This is a genomic window from Streptomyces scabichelini, assembly GCF_011045015.1.
GTDB lineage: Bacteria > Actinomycetota > Actinomycetes > Streptomycetales > Streptomycetaceae > Streptomyces > Streptomyces scabichelini.
On record NZ_JAAKZY010000222.1, the window covers coordinates 1 to 16457 of the forward strand.

The following is a 16457-nucleotide window of genomic DNA, read 5'->3' on the forward strand; positions in this document are numbered from 1 at the left end:
GGCGGGAAAAGACCCCACACCGCAACTACGGCTAAGCCGCCGGCCGGCCCATCGCCCGGTACGTCCAGCCGGCGGCACGCCACACCGCCGGGTCCAGTGCGTTACGCCCGTCCAGCAGAACCCGTCGCGAAACGGTAGAGCCGAGCACCGCCGGATCCAGCTCGCGGAATTCACGCCACTCGGTGAGATGCAGGACGACATCGGCGCCCCGTACGGCCTCGATCGCGGAATCGGCGTACCCGAGGGTCGGGAACAGCCGCTGCGCGTTCTCCATGCCCTTGGGGTCGTAGACCGTGACCTGACCGCCCTGGAGATGAATCTGCCCCGCGACGTTCAGCGCGGGCGAATCCCGTACGTCGTCCGAGTCCGGCTTGAACGTCGCGCCGAGCACCGCGACCCGCTTCCCGAGGAAGGAGCCGCCGCCCAGCGCCTGCCGCGCCAGCTCCACCATCTGGCCGCGCTGGCGCATGTTGATGGAGTCGATCTCGCGCAGGAACGTCAGCGCCTGGTCGGCGCCCAACTCGCCCGCGCGTGCCATGAAGGCGCGGATGTCCTTGGGCAGACAGCCGCCGCCGAAGCCGATCCCGGGCCGCAGGTACTTCTTCCCGATCCGGTCGTCGTGGCCGATCGCCTCGGCGAGCTTGGCGACGTCGCCGCCCGAGGCCTCGCACATCTCGGCCATGGCGTTGATGAAGGAGATCTTGGTGGCGAGGAAGGAGTTCGCCGAGGTCTTCACCAGCTCGGCGGTCGGGAAGTCGGTCACCACGAAGGGCGTGCCCTCGGCCAACGGCGTCGCGTACACCTCGCGCAGCAGCTTCTCGGCGCGCTCGCTGCGCACGCCGGCGACGATCCGGTCGGGGTGCAGCGTGTCCTTGACGGCGAAGCCCTCGCGCAGGAACTCGGGGTTCCAGGCGAGTTCGGCGTCCTCGCCTGCGGGCGCGAGTTCGGTCAGCGTACGAGCCAGCCGGTCCGCGGAGCCGACGGGCACGGTCGACTTGCCGACGACCAGGGCCGGGCCCTTCAGGTGCGGGGCGAGCGAGGTGAAGGCGGCGTCGACGTACGACATGTCACATGCGTACTCGCCGTGCTTCTGCGGTGTGTTCACGCAGACGAAGTGAATGTCGCCGAAGTCCGCGACCTCGGCCCAGTCCATGGTGAAGCGGAGTCGCCCGCTGGAGCCCTCGATCCCGGCGACGTGCTTGCGCAGCAGCTCTTCGAGGCCCGGCTCGTAGATCGGGACCTCGCCCCGCTTGAGCATCTCGATCTTCTCGGGGACGACGTCGAGACCCAGTACCTCGAAGCCGAGCTCGGCCATGGCGGCGGCGTGCGTGGCGCCGAGATAGCCGGTGCCGATCACGGTCATCTTCAAGGCCATGGGGTGCTCCAGTAGGTATCGGGCGGATGCGCTGCCTGAGCATAGTCGGGGCCCGGTCGGCCGCCTCACCGGGCAACTCTCCGATGATGTCCCCGTTGTCGTTCCCGGTTGTCGTTCCCGTTGTCGCCAAGCTCACGTATCACTTGGGTGGGCAGGCCCTTAAAATTTGGGTTACTTAACGGTAATTAGCGTCCTTGGAGCGTGAGATACCTTGGCCGGATCGGCTGATTTCGACCTTTACCGCCCGTCTGAGGAGCACGACATGCTCCGCGACGCGATCCGCGCCCTCGCCGAGGCGAAGATCGCGCCGTACGCCGCAGCGGTGGACGAGGAGGCCCGGTTCCCGCAGGAGGCCCTGGACGCCCTCGTCTCCTCCGATCTGCACGCCGTCCACGTACCGGAGAGCTACGGCGGCGCGGGCGCGGACGCGCTGGCGACGGTGATCGTGATCGAGGAGGTGGCCCGCGTCTGCGCGTCCTCCTCCCTCATACCGGCCGTGAACAAGCTGGGCTCGCTCCCGGTGATCCTGTCCGGTTCGGAGGACCTCAAGAAGAAGTACATGTCGCCCCTGGCCAAGGGCGACGCGATGTTCTCGTACTGCCTCTCCGAGCCGGACGCGGGCTCGGACGCGGTGGGCATGAAGACGAAGGCGGTGCGCGACGGGGACTCGTACGTCCTCAACGGCGTGAAGCGCTGGATCACGAACGCGGGCGTGAGCGAGTACTACACGGTGATGGCGGTGACGGACCCCGAGAAGCGCTCGAAGGGCATCTCGGCCTTCGTCGTCGAGAAGTCCGATCCCGGGGTCTCCTTCGGCGCGCCGGAGAAGAAGCTGGGCATCAAGGGCTCGCCGACGCGCGAGGTGTACCTGGACAACGTCCGCATCCCGGCCGACCGCATGATCGGCGAGGAGGGCACGGGCTTCGCGACGGCGATGAAGACCCTTGACCACACCCGCATCACGATCGCCGCGCAGGCACTGGGCATCGCACAGGGCGCCCTCGACTACGCCAAGGGCTACGTCCAGGAGCGCAAGCAGTTCGGCAAGCCGATCGGCGACTTCCAGGGCGTCCAGTTCATGCTCGCCGACATGGCCATGAAGATCGAGGCCGCCCGCCAGCTCACGTACGCGGCGGCGGCCAAGTCGGAGCGTGGTGATGCCGACCTGACCTTCCAGGGCGCGGCGGCGAAGTGCTTCGCCTCGGACGTGGCGATGGAGGTCACGACGGACGCGGTGCAGCTGCTGGGCGGCTACGGCTACACCCGCGACTACCCGGTCGAGCGGATGATGCGCGACGCGAAGATCACGCAGATCTACGAGGGCACGAACCAGGTCCAGCGGATCGTCATGGCGAGGAACCTGCCGTAGGAGCCTCGCCAGCGCAGTACGGCCCCCGGCATCCATCCGATGCCGGGGGCTTTCCGTTGCGACCGACCGGCTGACCGACCGGCTGACCGACCGGCCGACCGACAGAAACAGACCGTCCCGCGCCGGGTGGCGCGGGGCTGCCGGGAGGCGTACCACGGAAGGGCACGGGACCCGCCCGGGCCCCGCTACTCCGAGGAGGAGCCATGCAGCAGCCCGGAACCATGACCCCGATGAGCAAGGCGATGCAGGACTGCGTCGAGGCGTGCATGTCCTGTCACAGCACGTGCGAGGAGACCATGAGCTCCTGCATGCAGATGGGCGGTCAGGCCCAGATGCAGGTCATGCGCGCGCTCATCGACTGCTCCGAGATGACCCGCATGTGCGCGGACATGATGATGCGCAGGTCACCGATGTCGGCCGAGATGTGCGCAATGTGCGCGCGGGCCTGCGACATGTGTGCGGAGGCGTGTATGGCGATGCCGGAGGACGCGCAGATGATGCGCTGCGCCGAGGCGTGTCGCCGCTGTTCGGAGATGTGCCGCGCGATGGCCGGCGCCACGATGTGAGAGTCCCGGCCGATCGGTTCGAGGGCACCCGGCGGACGCCGCCGGGTGCCCTCGAACCGTCGGGCCCCGCAAGGCGTCCGGAATATCGAATTCCGGTTATGTACGCCTGGTCTGTCATGGCCTCCCCCCTTATGTAAGGGCCCACAAGGGCCGGTTTGCATCAGCTTTGCAACAGCAGTGGGTTGATTTTCCGACGACTCTTGTAAGTCGGACAGCCGAGCACTGCACACTGTTGCCCATGAACAATTGGCCCGAGGGATGGCACGGAGACAACGGCGGCGACCGTTACGGCCGCGGCAGCGCGAGCGCCCAGCCCGAGGGTGCGCGCGTCATGCGGCAGATGGGGCGCGGCCCGGGCTCCGGTCCGGGCCAGTCGGCGCCACCACGGGGCGGGATCCCGCCCCAGCACTCGTATGACGACGGATACGGGTACGCCGACGACGGATACAACAGCGGCTACAACACGGGCCAGGTGTACGGCTCGCCGGGCGGCGGCGGCCCTGAGGGTCCCGCGCCCCACGGTCGGGGTGCGCGGCCCGCGCCGAACTGGCGCCGCCGCATCAAGTGGACCGCGATCGTCGTGGTCACGCTGTTCGTCGTGGTCTCCGTGAGCACGTACTTCTGGGCCGACTCGAAGCTCAAGCGCGAGGTCGACCTGTCGAAGGTGATCGACCGGCCCGAGGCGGGCGAGGGCACGAACTACCTGATCGTCGGCTCCGACAGCCGCGAGGGCCTGTCCGCCGAGGAGAAGAAGAAGCTCCGTACGGGCTCCGCCGAGGGCAAGCGCACGGACTCGATGATGATCCTGCACGTCGGCGACAACGGGAACACGATGATCTCGCTGCCGCGTGACTCGAACGTCGAGATTCCGTCGTTCAAGGGTTCCGACTCCGGCAAGCTCTACGAGGGCACCGGCCGCCAGGTGAAGCTGAACGCGGCGTACGCGGAGGACGGGCCCGAGCTGCTCGTGCGGACCGTCGAGGCCAACACCGGCCTGCACATCAACCACTACGCGGAGATCGGCTTCGCCGGCTTCGCGAAGATCGTCGACGCGGTCGGCGGCGTGGAGATCGAGATCCCCAAGGGCGGCATGAAGGACCCCAAGTCCGGTGCCGACTTCGAGGCGGGCAAGCAGACCCTCAACGGCGAGCAGTCGCTGGCCTTCGTCCGTACGCGGTACGCGCTCGCGGGCAGCGACCTGGACCGTACGAAGAACCAGCAGAAGTTCCTCGCGGCCCTCGCCAGCCAGACCGCGACGCCGTCCACGGTCCTCAACCCCTTCAAGCTCTACCCGACCATGGGCGCCGGCCTCGACACCCTCACCGTCGACAAGGACATGTCGCTGTGGAACCTGGCCTCCATGTTCTGGGCCATGAAGGGCATCACGGGCGGTGACGGCAAGTCCATGAACATGCCGATCTCCGGCAACGCCCCCAACGGCAATCTCCAGTGGGACACCGCGAAGGTCAAGACGCTGGTGGACCAGCTGAAGAACGACGAGAAGGTGACGGTTACGGCGGACTGACCTCGCCCTCACCTCCCGCCCTCACGTCCCGTCCCTACCTACGGACACCCCACCTCGTCCCCGGTGACCACCGTGGACTCGCCCCGCGCCGGATCCTCCGGCCGTACCTTCGTCACCTGCTTGAAGTCCGCTCCGGCGATCACCTTCAGCGTCGGGCCCTGCCCCTTGACCGCTCGCAGTTCGCTGCCGGGCAGGGCCGCCGCCAGGGACTTCGCCGAGCGGTTCCAGCCGGGGTCGTACATGATGCGGGTGCGGTCGACGGAGCGGTCGCGGGCGTTCACCGGGACGCCGGTCGTGCGGAAGCCGGTCGCGGAGAGCGCCCTGTCGATCCGCCTGCCCAGGCCCGGCGTGGTCGTGCCGTTCTCGACCTGGACGCGGATCTGCTGCGGGGCCACATCGACGCGTACGGCCTCGGAGGGGACGTGGTGCGGGGCGAGCGGCTTGTCCTCGCGCAGGGCTTGGAAGAGCCGTTCCGCCTTCTTCTCGTCCCACTTCACGGTCGAGCCGATGCCCTTCACGACGTGACCCAACCGCCCGATCGGGACGGTCGTGAACTCCGAGGAGGACGGCGAGAAGTTCCGCATCGCCCAGCCCAGATCGACCAGCTTGTCCGTGCCGAGCCCCTTGTCCGCCCGCACCGAGCTCAGCACGGTCTGCGTCACGTCACGGAACTTCAACGGATTCAGCAGCACACCGGACGAGGTGGCCCGCTCGATCAGCGCGGCCAGGAAGCGCTGCTGGCGCTGCATCCGGCCGAGGTCGGCGGCGCCGTCGATGTGGCGTGAGCGCACGTACTGGAGCGCCTGGCCGCCGTTCAGGTCGTGGGTCCCGGCCGGCAGATTGAGGCCGGTGTGCGAGTCCTTCAGCGGGCGCACCGTGCAGATCCGCACGCCGCCGAGTTCGTCCACCGTCTTGATGAAGCTGGTGAAGTCGACCTCCAGGTAGTGGTCGATCTTCACGCGGGTCATGTTCTCGACGGTACGCACGGTCAGCTGCGGCCCGCCCTCCGCGTACGCCGCGTTGAGCTTGAGCGCGTGCGGGCGGTGCCGTTTGCCGGTGGTCCGGTCGATGTGCGCGGGCGTCTCGGCGTACGAGTCGCGCGGCAGGCTCACGACGCTGGCCCGCTTCCTGTCCTGGGAGATGTGCACGATCATCACGGTGTCCGTGCAGTGGCAGGGTGAGCCGCCGAGGCGGTACTTCTTCTGCTCGGCCCGGGTGATCCTGTCGCGGCCGTCGGTGCCGACCAGCAGGACGTTCATGCCGTCGCCCTGCTCGGGCCGGTTCTTCATGTCCTTGAAGGGGTCGATGCGGTCGATGTCGGCGTCGACGCCGGTGACGACCGCGTGCCCGATGCCGGCCGTCGCGAGCACCGCCATGGAGAGCCCGGTCACCACCCGCATGGCCCACCGCGGCCGCTTGCGCCGTACGTGCGGCCGCGCCGGGCGCTGCCGCGGAGGGCGAGCGGGTCTGCGGGGCGGCGTGGGCAAGGGAGACACCTCCGCGTCGGCCTGATGTGGGATCCGTGAGAACCGTAGGCCCATACGATCTGCTGACCGCCGCAGCACCCCGGGCGGCGCGCAAGCGTGTCCCCCATTCGCGGTAACGTACGGCCTTGATGCCGCATCTCCCGGGGCGGCGCGCCTGACAGCCGCTGCGCGGCGGGCGGACCCCCGGCCGTGAAGACGAGAGGGAACCCGAGCACGTGAATTCCGACGGGCGCCTCCCCGCCGTATCCGTGATCATGCCCGTCCTCGACGAGGAGCGGCACCTGCGCGGAGCCGTCCAAGCGATCCTCGCCCAGGAGTACGACGGCGTGATGGAGGTCGTGATCGCCATCGGTCCCTCCTCGGACCGTACGGACGAGATCGCCGCCGAGCTTGTACGAGAAGACCCCCGCGTGCACACGGTGCCGAACCCCACCGGCCGCACCCCGGCCGCGCTGAACGCCGCGATCAAGGCGTCCCGCCACCCCGTCGTCGTCCGCGTCGACGGGCACGGCATGCTCTCGCCGAACTACATCGCGACGGCCGTACGCCTCCTGGAGGAGACCGGCGCGCAGAACGTCGGCGGCGTCATGCACGCCGAGGGCGAGAACGACTGGGAGCACGCGGTGGCGGCCGCCATGACGTCGAAGATCGGCGTCGGGAACGCGGCGTTCCACACGGGTGGCGAGGCGGGTCCGGCGGAGACCGTGTACCTGGGTGTCTTCCGGCGCGAGGCGCTGGAGCAACAGGGCGGCTACAACGAGGAGTTCATCCGCGCCCAGGACTGGGAGCTGAACTTCCGGATCAGGGAGGCGGGCGGGCTGATCTGGTTCTCGCCCGAGCTGAGGGTCTCGTACCGGCCGCGTCCTTCGGTCAGGGCCCTCGCCAAGCAGTACAAGGACTACGGGCGTTGGCGCCACGTCGTCGCCCGCTACCACGAGGGCTCCATCAACCTGCGCTACCTCGCCCCGCCGGTCGCGGTCTGCGCGATCGCGGCGGGCCTCGTCGTGGGGGCCGCGCTGACTCCCTGGGGACTCGTGATCCCGGCCGGCTATCTCGCGGCCATCGCCGCCGGTTCCGTACCGGCGGGCAAGGGACTCCCGCTGAAGGCACGCCTGCAGATCCCCGTCGCCCTCGCCACGATGCACATGTCGTGGGGCTGGGGCTTCCTGACCAGCCCACGCGCGCTGGCCAGGAAGGTGATCGCGTCACGGCGGCCCGCGGTGCTCAGCGAGGCCTGACCCTGTCCGAAGGATCCGTCAGGACCAGGTGAAGTCCGGGTCCACTTCCATGCAGGCCGTCTTGTCGGCGCCGTTGAGGGCCTCGGCCGTGTCCGGGGTCTTGTCGTCCTCCTTCTGGGCCTTGTACGTGGTGCCCTCGCGCCAGTCCGCGCCCACCACCAGCGTCACACCGGAGACGTTCGTCGACCTCTCCACCGAACTCAGGGGCACACCAAGGGACTTGGCGACCCGCTGGGCATCGCCCTCCAGCTCCGCGCTCGGGTAGCGGACAACCGTCTTGTCCTCGGCCGTCGCCGCCGTCAGGTCGGCCCCCGCCTTGCCGAAGCCCTTCTCGATCAGCAACTGCGCCACCGTGTTCGCGCGTCCGCCGACCGGGGCGAGCGAGTCCGTGCGCGTGCCGTTCTGCACCAGGACCGCGATCTCGGCGTCCGCGGCGGCCGGGTCCGAGGAGGTCTTCTCCTCGGTCGCCTTCTTCTTCTTCTTGTCCTGGCCGTCCAGCGCGATGTCCTCGCGCACCAGGCGGAACAGCTTCTCGGCGTCCTCCGTCGGCTCCACGCGCGCGCCCACGTACCGGTTCGGCATCGTGGTCATCGTGATGCGCTTGGTCGGCACCTTGCGCAGCTCGTCGGCGAGGTCGTACAGCTTCTTGACGGAGCCGAGGCCCTCGTCGACGGTGATGGCCCTGGTCGCCGTCTCGGCGAGTCTGCGCAGCTTGTTCGGGTTGCTCAGCGTGGCGTTCTCGCGCAGCTGGCGCACCATCGAGTTCATGTACATGTGCTGTGCCTTGGCGCGCGCGAGGTCGCTGCCGTCCTCGAAGCCGTACCGCGTACGCAGCCACTGCAGGGCCTGCTCGCCCTTGACCGGGTGGGTGCCTTCTTCCAGCCGCAGGCCCGAGCCCTTGCCCGAGCTGTCCTTCGAGTAGATGTTGGCCTTCACACAGACGGGTACGCCGCCGATCGCGTCCGCCATCGACACCACACCCGCGAAGTCGATCTGCATGAAGTGGTCGATGCGGATACCGGTGAGCTCCTGCCAGGTGGCCACCGCGCAGCCCGGCCCGCCGTGGCCGAGGCTCTGGTTCGTCATCGTCCGCCCGCTGCTCGCCTCGTACACCTTGTCGGTGTCCGGGTCGGTGCACTTGGGGATCTGCACCAGGGTGTCGCGCGGCATGCTGATCACGGACATGTTGCTGCGGTCGGCGGAGACGTGCAGCAGCATCTGGACGTCCGCCAGGGGCGTGGCGCCGAAGGTCTCCTTGGCGCCGCCGAGTTTCTGGTTCTCCTTGGAGTCCCGCGCGTCCGAGCCGATCAGCAGGATGTTCAGCGGAGTCTGGCCGGCCGCGTTCGGTGTCGGCCCGGCGAGATTGTTGTCCCCCAGGTTCAGGTCGTCCTTCTTTATGTTCCCGTTCAGGTGCTGGTAATAGAGATAACCGGTGGCCGCGGTACCAAGTATCAGTACCGAAAGGACCGTTGCCGACCAGCGCAGTACGCGACGTCTGCGCCCCGGTGGCTGCGGTCCGCCCCCGTGCCGGCCCCCACCCCGGGCCGTCCGCGGTGGCGGCGCGTCACCCTCGTACGGGCTCTCGTCCGCGTCCTGTCTCTCCGCATGCGGGGCGCGCCCTCGCGCCCCCTCCCCGCGCACACTGCTCTGCGCCATCTTCCCTGTCCCTCCCCACCCTGTGCCCGACACGGGTCCGCCCCGTGTCTGGTCAGTTAGACGCGGGACGGACCGGTTAGGTCACAGGTCACTTGGCGCACTCGACCTTGTCCGCCGTGGACTGCTGAACTCCCTCCGGCGCCTTCGACGGTGAGGTCAGTGGAACACCGGCTCCCTGGAAGTCCTCGCCCAGGGTCAGCACCATCGCGGGCAGTCCCTGCGCGTTCTCTTCGCTCTGTCCGGGCTTCAGAGCCGAGGCCGGCAAGCCCATGATGTCGGCGAGCTTACGGGCCTGATCGGCCTGGTCGGGAGAGTACTCCAAGGTTGTTTTCGCCAGCGTCTCAGCCGCGTTGCCCAGTTGGCTGGACTTGGTGACGCCCTCCTCGGTCTGCAGGTACGTCAGCGTCTCCTGGGCGGAACCGGGAGGCGCTCCACCGTTGTAGATGTCGACGCGCACCTCGGACGCGTCCGCCCTGGACCCCTTCAGACGATTGGCCACCTCGGTCTTCTCGGCCTGCTTCTTCGCCTTCTTCTGCTTCTCCACCGCGGTCAGCGAGGTGTCGTCGCGGATCATCTTGAACAGCGGGGCGGACTTGGCCTCGTCGAGGACGACCGTCGCCTTGACCTTCTCCGTGGGGTTGTCGATGACCGGAACCGTGGCGAAGGTCAGGTTCTTCATGTCGAACTTGCCCAACTCCAGGCCGAGATCCCGGAGTTTGCCGATGCTGCTGATCTTGGAGTCGACGGTGAGCGCCTTGGTGCCCGCCTCGGCCAGTTTCACCAGCTTCGTGGGGCTGGTGAGGGTGTCGTTCGACTTCAGCTTGCGCATCAGCGAGCTGAGGAACTGCTGCTGGATCTCGATCCGGCTCAGGTCACCGCCGAAGCCCACCGAGTGGCGGGTGCGGACGAAGGCCAGGGCCTCCTCGCCCTCGATGGTGTGCTCGCCCGCGGGCAGATTCAGCTTGGAATCGGGGTCGTTGATGTCCTTGGCCAGACAGACATCGACACCGCCGACCGCCGAGGTCAGCGTCTTGACCGCGTTGAAGTCGGCCACCATGAAGTGGTCCATCTTCAGACCGGTGATCTCGGTGACGGTCCGCATCGTGCAGCTCGGCGTCCGCTCTTCCTGGCCGAGGCTGTTGTTGAAGCGGGTCTGCTGCGTGCCCTGGATGACCTCCTGGGTGCCGTCCTCCTGCGTCGTCGGACAGTCCGGGATGTCGGTGATCAGGTCCCGCGGAATGCTCAACGCGGTCGCGTTCGTACGGTCCTTGGAGACGTGCAGGACGACGGTCGTGTCGGCGTGACCGGCACTGCCGCTGTCGCCGTATTTCTCGTTGCCCTTGCCGGTGCGCTTGTCGGTGCCGACCAGCAGGATGTTGATCGGCCGGTCCTTGCTGAAGCCACCGGTGCCGGCACCGTCGTCGGAGACGGACGTGATGTTGTCGTTCAGGTGCTGGTAGTAGAAGTACGCGGCACCGCTCGTGCCGACCAGCAGGAAGGCCACCGCGCCGCCCGTCCAGACCAGGGCCTTCTTGGTCTTCGACTTCTGCGGGCGGCCCTTGCGACGGCTGGGCGGCGGGCCCTGCGGCGGTCGCCGCCTGCGCGGCCCGGGCAGCCCCGGCTCCGGCGTCGCCTCCGGTGCCCCGGGGCGATCCCGCCCCGGCGCCGTACGGCCGCGCGGGGGCGCGGCGGCACCGGCGGTGGCGGTTCTGGAGGAGCGGGGGCCCGGGACCGACGGCTGCGCTGTGGAAGTACCCAGTCGCAGTTCGTAGTCACCGGTGTTCGGATTGAGTACCCACTGGTCTGCGGGGTCGATGTTGTCCGCCCGCCCTCGGCCTTGCGCGTCCACGGTTGTGTCAGTCCTCCGTCGGGGCCACGCGGCGCCTTCCCCCTCAAAAAAGCGCCCGGTCTCCTTCAAAGCAGTGCATGACCTCATGGCCGGGTGCACCGGACCGCTCACACTATCCGGCCGGATCAGCGTCAAGGGACGGCGGTGACAAATTGCACGCCTTACAACCGGGCATTCCGTCCCATATTTTTGGACGGATGTTCCCCGGCTTGGTGTTCCCTTTACTCGCAGAGGCGTTCGGGGCTTAACCGCAGGCGTCCTCGGCCGCCGTGTTCCCGCGGAAAGTCGGCGCCGGACTCGACCTGGATGAGGGTCCGTCATTCCGTTTTCCGCCTGATTTGCCGTCATCCCAGCCGTAGTTGTCGCCGTAGCTGTCTTCGTGGTCGCCGGAGTCGTCGTCAAAGCCTTCGTCATACAGGTCGTAGTCGTACGACTCCTCACCGCTGTCTTCAGCGCTGTCCTCGTACGATTCCTTGTCCCCGCCCGACGTCTCAGCGCTCCGCTTTGCGCCGGAATCCGCCGGAAGTTCCTTCGCGACCTCCACGGGAGCGTCTCTTCGCAGCCGGTCGAAGAGTTTCTCCGCCTCGGGTTCCACGAGTTGGTCGCGATTGGGGTTGTAGTCGTACGACTCCCGGGGCACCGTCAGAAACTGCACACGTTCGGTGCGGATATTGCGCAGGCCGCGGACGAGGTCGTACAGGCCCCGCAGATTGGCCAGCGCCGGGTCCGTGGTGAGCGACGAGGTCGCCGCGTCGAGCACCGGATACAGCTTCACGGGATTCAGCAGTACGTCATTGCTGCGCACCTTGGTGACGAGCGCGCCCAGGAACCGCTGCTGGCGTTCCATCCGCTCGGTGTCGCTGCCGTCACCGATGCTCTTGCGGGCGCGTACATAGCCGAGGGCCTGCTCGCCGTTGAGCTTCACCTTGCCCGCGGGCAGCCGCAGTTTCGCGGCGCGGTCGTTGATCGGCTTCCTCAGGCACACCGTGACGCCGTTGACCGCGTCGACCATGTCCTTGAAGCCGTTGAAGTCCACGACCGCGTGATGGTCGATCCGGATGTCCGTCAGCTTCTCGACCGTACGGATCGAGCAGGCCGAACCCCCGGCCTGGAAGGCGTGGTTGAACATCGCGAACACCGGCCTGGTGCGGCTGCCGTCCGAGCGGCGGCAGCCGGGCACGTCCACCATCAGGTCGCGGGGGATCGAGACGGCGGTCGCGCTGCGCCGGTTCGCCGCGAGGTGCAGCAGGATCGCGGTGTCGGAGCGTTCGGTGCCGAAGTCCCGGCCGTACTTGCGGTTCTCCTTGCCCGAGCGCGAGTCCGACCCGATCACCAGGATGTTCTGCGCACCCCGCACCAGCGCGGTCGGCCGCTCCTTCTCGTACCGGGCGAGCTCGGCGGCGGCCGCCTCGTCCGCCGTGATGTTCCCGTTCAGCTTCTGGTACACGGCCCAACCGCCCCCTGCGGCCGCGAGCACGAGGAGAACGACACCGCCCGCCGCGTACCGCACCAACCGCCGCCGCCTGCCTCCTCCAGTGCCGGTCACTATGACTCCACCCCTCACGGCGTACGAGCGTGTCGTGCTCTTACGACGATGACTCGGATGGGGCCGACGGGCCGTGGGTGGTAGACCAAATGGGGTACGTCTTCAAGTGACGGCAAGGGCCGCGCCCCTTAGGGGCGCGGGGAACTGCGCGATCAACCACGGACGGCCCGCAGCGACCAAACAACCCGCAGTTATCCGGCGCTGCCCCCGGAGCGAGCCGTCGCCGACACCCGTTCACTCTCGATCCGCTTGGCCAACGCGTCCTCGCCGAGCTGATCCAGGTGCCGGCACAGGACCACGGAGGCTCCCGTGGCGAGCGGCGCGTACAGACCGGCGCTGAGCCCCTCCCAGGAGTCGTACGGAAGCCCCGACAGCAGCCGCGACCCGGGCCCCGTCAGCCCGAACCCGGCCGCATCCGCGCGTGCCCGCTCGACGACCTCCGCGCCCGTGAACTCCGCCCCGGCCACGATCAGTGCGGGCGCCTCCGGGTCCACAGGGGCGTACGGCTGGAAGCGGTCGCCCTGGGTGGGGACCTCGACCGCGTAGTCGGCGTACCCGGCGGGCGGAGTCGGGAAGCGGCGGCCCAGCGGCGCGAGCGACAGCGCGATCCGGTCACCCGGGCAGGCGAGGCCGGCCTCGAACCGCCCCGGTCCGGCGACGACATGGTCGGCGGCAGCCGCATCGCCCCCGACGTCCGCGATCACGCCCACCGAGGAGCAGGCGAGCAGCCACACCGCCGTCTGCCAGTGCGCGGGCAGCAGCAGCGCGACCCGCTCGCCGGGCTCGGCGGACAGCTCGTCCTGGAGGAGGTTGGCGGTCTTGGCCACCCAATTGGCGAAGGTGGCCACGGACAGTTCGACCCGTTCGCCGGTGGCGTCGTCGTAGAAGGTCACCAGGGGGCGTGCCGGGTCCGCGGCGAGCGCGGATCGCAGCAGGTCGGCAGGGGTGCGGTCGGTGGCGGTCACGAGAGGAAAGCGTACGCGGGCCCTCGCCCGGGCGGGGTAACCCGGGCCACCGGTTCGGACGATTGCGGGCGATGACCGGTCGACAGTCCGTCAAGTCCCGGATGGACAGATAAGTATGACTATGTCCAAGATCAGGGACATGCGTGGATATCTTGCTTCCTCGATCGCCGTCACGTGTGCCGCCGCCCTGGCCCTCCCGCTGACGTCCTCCTCCGACGCTTCGGCCCACACCTCCAGACCCACGGCTGCGGGGGTCAGGGCCGAGAGACCGGCGGCCCCGGAAGTGCCGGCCGCCGCGGCCGTCCCCGGCAGCACCCAGTCGCTCCCGCTCGTCCCGCTCTCCAGGGACCGCGCCCCCGGCTCCGCCGCCGTGCAAGGGCTGCCCCGGCGCGACGTACGCCACTTCTCGCTGGTCGGCGTCGTCTGGGACGACCCGGACACCGAACTGCACGGCCGCGTCCAGGTCCGTACGCGTGCCGCCGGCACCGCCAAGTGGTCCGCCTGGCAGGACGTCGAGACACACAACCTGGAGCACGCGGCCGACCCGGACACCGTCGAGCGCACCTCCGGGCGGGTGCGGGGCTCCACGGCGCCGCTGTGGGTGGGGGACTCGGACGGCGTGGAGGTGCGCGTACAGGCCGGGCAGTATGAGAAGGACGAGAAGGGCGAGAAGGGCGAGAAGGAGGGGGCCGGACGGACCGCCACGAGCGAACCGCTGCCCAGCGGACTGCGCCTCGAACTGATCGACCCCGGCATCGAGCCCCCGCCCCAGGGCCCCGAACTGGAGGCGCCGAACGCCAGCGCGCTCACCGCCGAGTCCGCCGCCGCCTCCGCCGTCAACGCCGACCTCGCGCCGCTCGGCGCCACCGCGATCCCGGAACTGACCGTCAAGCAGACGCAGCAGGACCTCCTCGCGACCCGCGGCGAGGAGACCGCAGGACAAGGCGCGAAGCCGTACATCGGCCCACGCCCGCGCATCGTCACCCGCCGCGGCTGGGGCGCGGACGAGGGCCTGCGCGAGCGGCAGTTCCTCTACACCAGGACCGTGAAGGCCGCCTTCGTCCATCACAGCGCCTCGGGCAACAACTACCGTTGCTCGCAAGCCCCTTCAGTCATCCGCAGTATCTACCGCTACCACGTCAAGAGCAGTGGCTGGCGTGACATCGGCTACAACTTCCTCGTCGACAAGTGCGGAAACATCTACGAGGGGCGCGCCGGAGGCGTGGCCAAGCCCGTCATGGGCGCGCACACCCTTGGTTTCAACAGCAACAGCATGGGGATCGCCGTTCTCGGCAGCTTCGACCGCACAAAACCGCGCGCCGCCGCGGTGAACGCCATCGCCCGGCTCACGGCGTGGAAGCTCGGCCTTCACGGGAGGAATCCAGCGGGCAAGACATATCTGAAGTCGGGCGGTGGCAATCTCTACCGCAAGGGAAAGAACGTACGACTGAATGTGATCTCCGGGCACCGGGACGGCTTCGCCACCGCGTGCCCAGGAGGTCGGCTGTACGCCAAGCTCGGCAAGGCCAGGGCCAGTTCTGCCCGCTACCAGGGCCGATGAGGTCGGGGCCGCGGCTCCGCACGGCCATCCGAGGCTCCCCACGGCCAGTGAACGGTCTGCATACACTGGCCGGCCGAAAGACAGTTCGGCCGGCCCCACAGGGAAGCAGAGACGACAGGTGACAGAAGCGATCCTCCTGGTCGGCGGCAAGGGAACCCGGCTGCGCCCGCTCACCGTGCACACGCCGAAGCCGATGGTTCCGGCGGCGGGGGTGCCGTTCCTCGCGCACCAGCTGGCGCGGGCGAGAGCGGCCGGGGTCGAGCACATAGTGCTCGCCACGTCCTATCTGGCCGAGGTCTTCGAGCCGTACTTCGGCGACGGCTCTTCGCTGGGGCTCCACATCGAGTACGTCACCGAGGCCGAACCCCTCGGCACGGGCGGCGCCATCCGGAATGTGGCCTCCCGTCTTCGCTCCGCCCCCGACGACCCGGTCCTCATCTTCAACGGCGACATCCTCACGGGCCTGGACATCGCCGCCCTCGTCGCCACGCACCAGTCCTCGGGCGCGGACGTCTCCCTGCACCTGACGCGGGTCGAGGACCCGAGGGCGTACGGCCTGGTCCCGACCGACGCCTCTGGCCGCGTACAGGCCTTCCTCGAGAAGCCCCAGACACCCGAGGAGATCGTCACCGACCAGATCAACGCGGGGGCGTACGTCTTCCGCCGCTCGGTCATCGACACGATCCCCACCGGCCGTCCGGTCTCGGTGGAACGCGAGACGTTCCCGGACCTGCTGGCCTCGGGCGCCCACCTCCAGGGCATGGTCGACTCGACCTACTGGCTGGACCTCGGCACCCCCCAGGCCTTCGTACGAGGCTCCGCGGACCTCGTCCTAGGCCGCGCCCCGTCCCCCGCCGTCCCCGGCCGCTGCGGCGACTCCCTCGTCCTGCCGACGGCCTCGGTCGCCCCGGACGCGAAGCTGACGGGCGGCACGGTGGTGAGCGAGGGTGCGTCAGTCGGCGAGGGCGCCCGCATATCCGGCAGTACGGTCCTGAAGGGCGCCGTCATCGAACCGGGCGCGGTGATCACGGACTGCCTGATCGGCGCACGGGCCCAGGTGGGCGCACGGTCGATCCTCACGGGGGTTGTCGTGGGCGACGCCGCATCGGTGGGCCCGGACAACGAACTCCGGGAGGGCGTACGAGTGTGGTGCGACGCCCGCATCCCGGCGGGGGCGGTGCGCTTCTCCTCGGACCAGTAGCGGCTGTCGTCAGGACCTGGCCTGCGTCCACCTCTCTGCGCAGGCCAGGTGTTTCCAGCCCGTCCGTCACTTGAGAACGAGCCCGTCCAGGCCGGTCCGCCCACCGGCCCATGCTTCCC

12 protein-coding genes are annotated in these 16457 nt (G+C 68.9%); 6 read left to right on the forward strand and 6 right to left on the reverse strand.

Features of this window, described 5'->3' with window-relative positions; genetic code table 11:
• Positions 1 to 31: 31 nt before the first annotated feature.
• Positions 32 to 1375, reverse strand: a complete 1344-nt coding sequence (locus tag G5C60_RS41650) for a UDP-glucose dehydrogenase family protein (RefSeq protein ID WP_165267817.1) — start codon at positions 1373 to 1375, stop codon at positions 32 to 34.
• Between the two features lie 211 nt (positions 1376 to 1586).
• Between G5C60_RS41650 and G5C60_RS41655 the strand changes: the two genes are divergently transcribed.
• From G5C60_RS41655 to G5C60_RS41665, 3 genes are all read left to right on the forward strand, one after another.
• The gene (locus G5C60_RS41655; protein ID WP_165267819.1) at positions 1587 to 2744 is read left to right on the forward strand and encodes an acyl-CoA dehydrogenase; all 1158 of its coding nucleotides are present in this window, start codon (positions 1587 to 1589) and stop codon (positions 2742 to 2744) included.
• 203 nt (positions 2745 to 2947) lie between these two features.
• Positions 2948 to 3310, forward strand: coding sequence for a four-helix bundle copper-binding protein (locus tag G5C60_RS52695; protein ID WP_165267821.1), 363 nt, complete (start codon positions 2948 to 2950; stop codon positions 3308 to 3310).
• Between the two features lie 238 nt (positions 3311 to 3548).
• Positions 3549 to 4835 carry an LCP family protein gene (locus tag G5C60_RS41665; protein WP_165267823.1) on the forward strand — a complete coding sequence of 429 codons (1287 nt, stop codon included), beginning with the start codon at positions 3549 to 3551 and terminating at the stop codon, positions 4833 to 4835.
• 38 nt (positions 4836 to 4873) lie between these two features.
• Here the strand turns inward: G5C60_RS41665 and G5C60_RS41670 are convergent, their stop codons facing one another.
• Positions 4874 to 6322 carry an LCP family protein gene (locus G5C60_RS41670; RefSeq protein WP_478503787.1) on the reverse strand — a complete coding sequence of 483 codons (1449 nt, stop codon included), beginning with the start codon at positions 6320 to 6322 and terminating at the stop codon, positions 4874 to 4876.
• Between the two features lie 215 nt (positions 6323 to 6537).
• Here G5C60_RS41670 and G5C60_RS41675 point away from each other — a divergent pair, with 215 nt between their 5' ends.
• The gene (locus G5C60_RS41675) at positions 6538 to 7560 is read left to right on the forward strand and encodes a glycosyltransferase (protein ID WP_165267827.1); all 1023 of its coding nucleotides are present in this window, start codon (positions 6538 to 6540) and stop codon (positions 7558 to 7560) included.
• Between the two features lie 18 nt (positions 7561 to 7578).
• Here the strand turns inward: G5C60_RS41675 and G5C60_RS41680 are convergent, their stop codons facing one another.
• From G5C60_RS41680 to G5C60_RS41695, 4 genes are all read right to left on the reverse strand, one after another.
• The gene (locus G5C60_RS41680; RefSeq protein WP_165267829.1) at positions 7579 to 9216 is read right to left on the reverse strand and encodes an LCP family protein; all 1638 of its coding nucleotides are present in this window, start codon (positions 9214 to 9216) and stop codon (positions 7579 to 7581) included.
• Between the two features lie 88 nt (positions 9217 to 9304).
• Complete coding sequence (locus tag G5C60_RS41685; RefSeq protein ID WP_165267831.1) at positions 9305 to 11065, reverse strand: LCP family glycopolymer transferase; 1761 nt, start codon at positions 11063 to 11065, stop codon at positions 9305 to 9307.
• A 244-nt stretch (positions 11066 to 11309) separates the two neighbouring features.
• A complete protein-coding gene (locus G5C60_RS41690) occupies positions 11310 to 12611 on the reverse strand; it encodes an LCP family protein (protein ID WP_338146077.1) in 1302 nt (433 codons plus the stop codon).
• Between the two features lie 191 nt (positions 12612 to 12802).
• Positions 12803 to 13576, reverse strand: a complete 774-nt coding sequence (locus G5C60_RS41695; protein ID WP_165267835.1) for a TIGR03089 family protein — start codon at positions 13574 to 13576, stop codon at positions 12803 to 12805.
• 139 nt (positions 13577 to 13715) lie between these two features.
• Here G5C60_RS41695 and G5C60_RS41700 point away from each other — a divergent pair, with 139 nt between their 5' ends.
• Both G5C60_RS41700 and manB read left to right on the forward strand, forming a co-directional pair.
• Positions 13716 to 15137, forward strand: a complete 1422-nt coding sequence (locus G5C60_RS41700) for a peptidoglycan recognition protein family protein (RefSeq protein WP_241267454.1) — start codon at positions 13716 to 13718, stop codon at positions 15135 to 15137.
• Positions 15138 to 15255: 118 nt separating this feature from the next.
• Positions 15256 to 16338, forward strand: a complete 1083-nt coding sequence (manB, locus tag G5C60_RS41705) for a mannose-1-phosphate guanylyltransferase (protein WP_165267837.1) — start codon at positions 15256 to 15258, stop codon at positions 16336 to 16338.
• Positions 16339 to 16457 lie beyond the last annotated feature (119 nt).

Excerpts from the sequence above, each read along its gene's own strand:
- G5C60_RS41650 (WP_165267817.1), bottom strand. The coding sequence starts at position 1,375 with ATGGCCTTGAAGATGACCGTGATCGGCACCGGCTATCTCGGCGCCACG.
- G5C60_RS52695 (WP_165267821.1), top strand. The coding sequence starts at position 2,948 with ATGCAGCAGCCCGGAACCATGACCCCGATGAGCAAGGCGATGCAGGAC.
- G5C60_RS41665 (WP_165267823.1), top strand. The coding sequence starts at position 3,549 with ATGAACAATTGGCCCGAGGGATGGCACGGAGACAACGGCGGCGACCGT.
- G5C60_RS41680 (WP_165267829.1), bottom strand. The coding sequence starts at position 9,216 with ATGGCGCAGAGCAGTGTGCGCGGGGAGGGGGCGCGAGGGCGCGCCCCG.
- G5C60_RS41700 (WP_241267454.1), top strand. The coding sequence starts at position 13,716 with ATGCGTGGATATCTTGCTTCCTCGATCGCCGTCACGTGTGCCGCCGCC.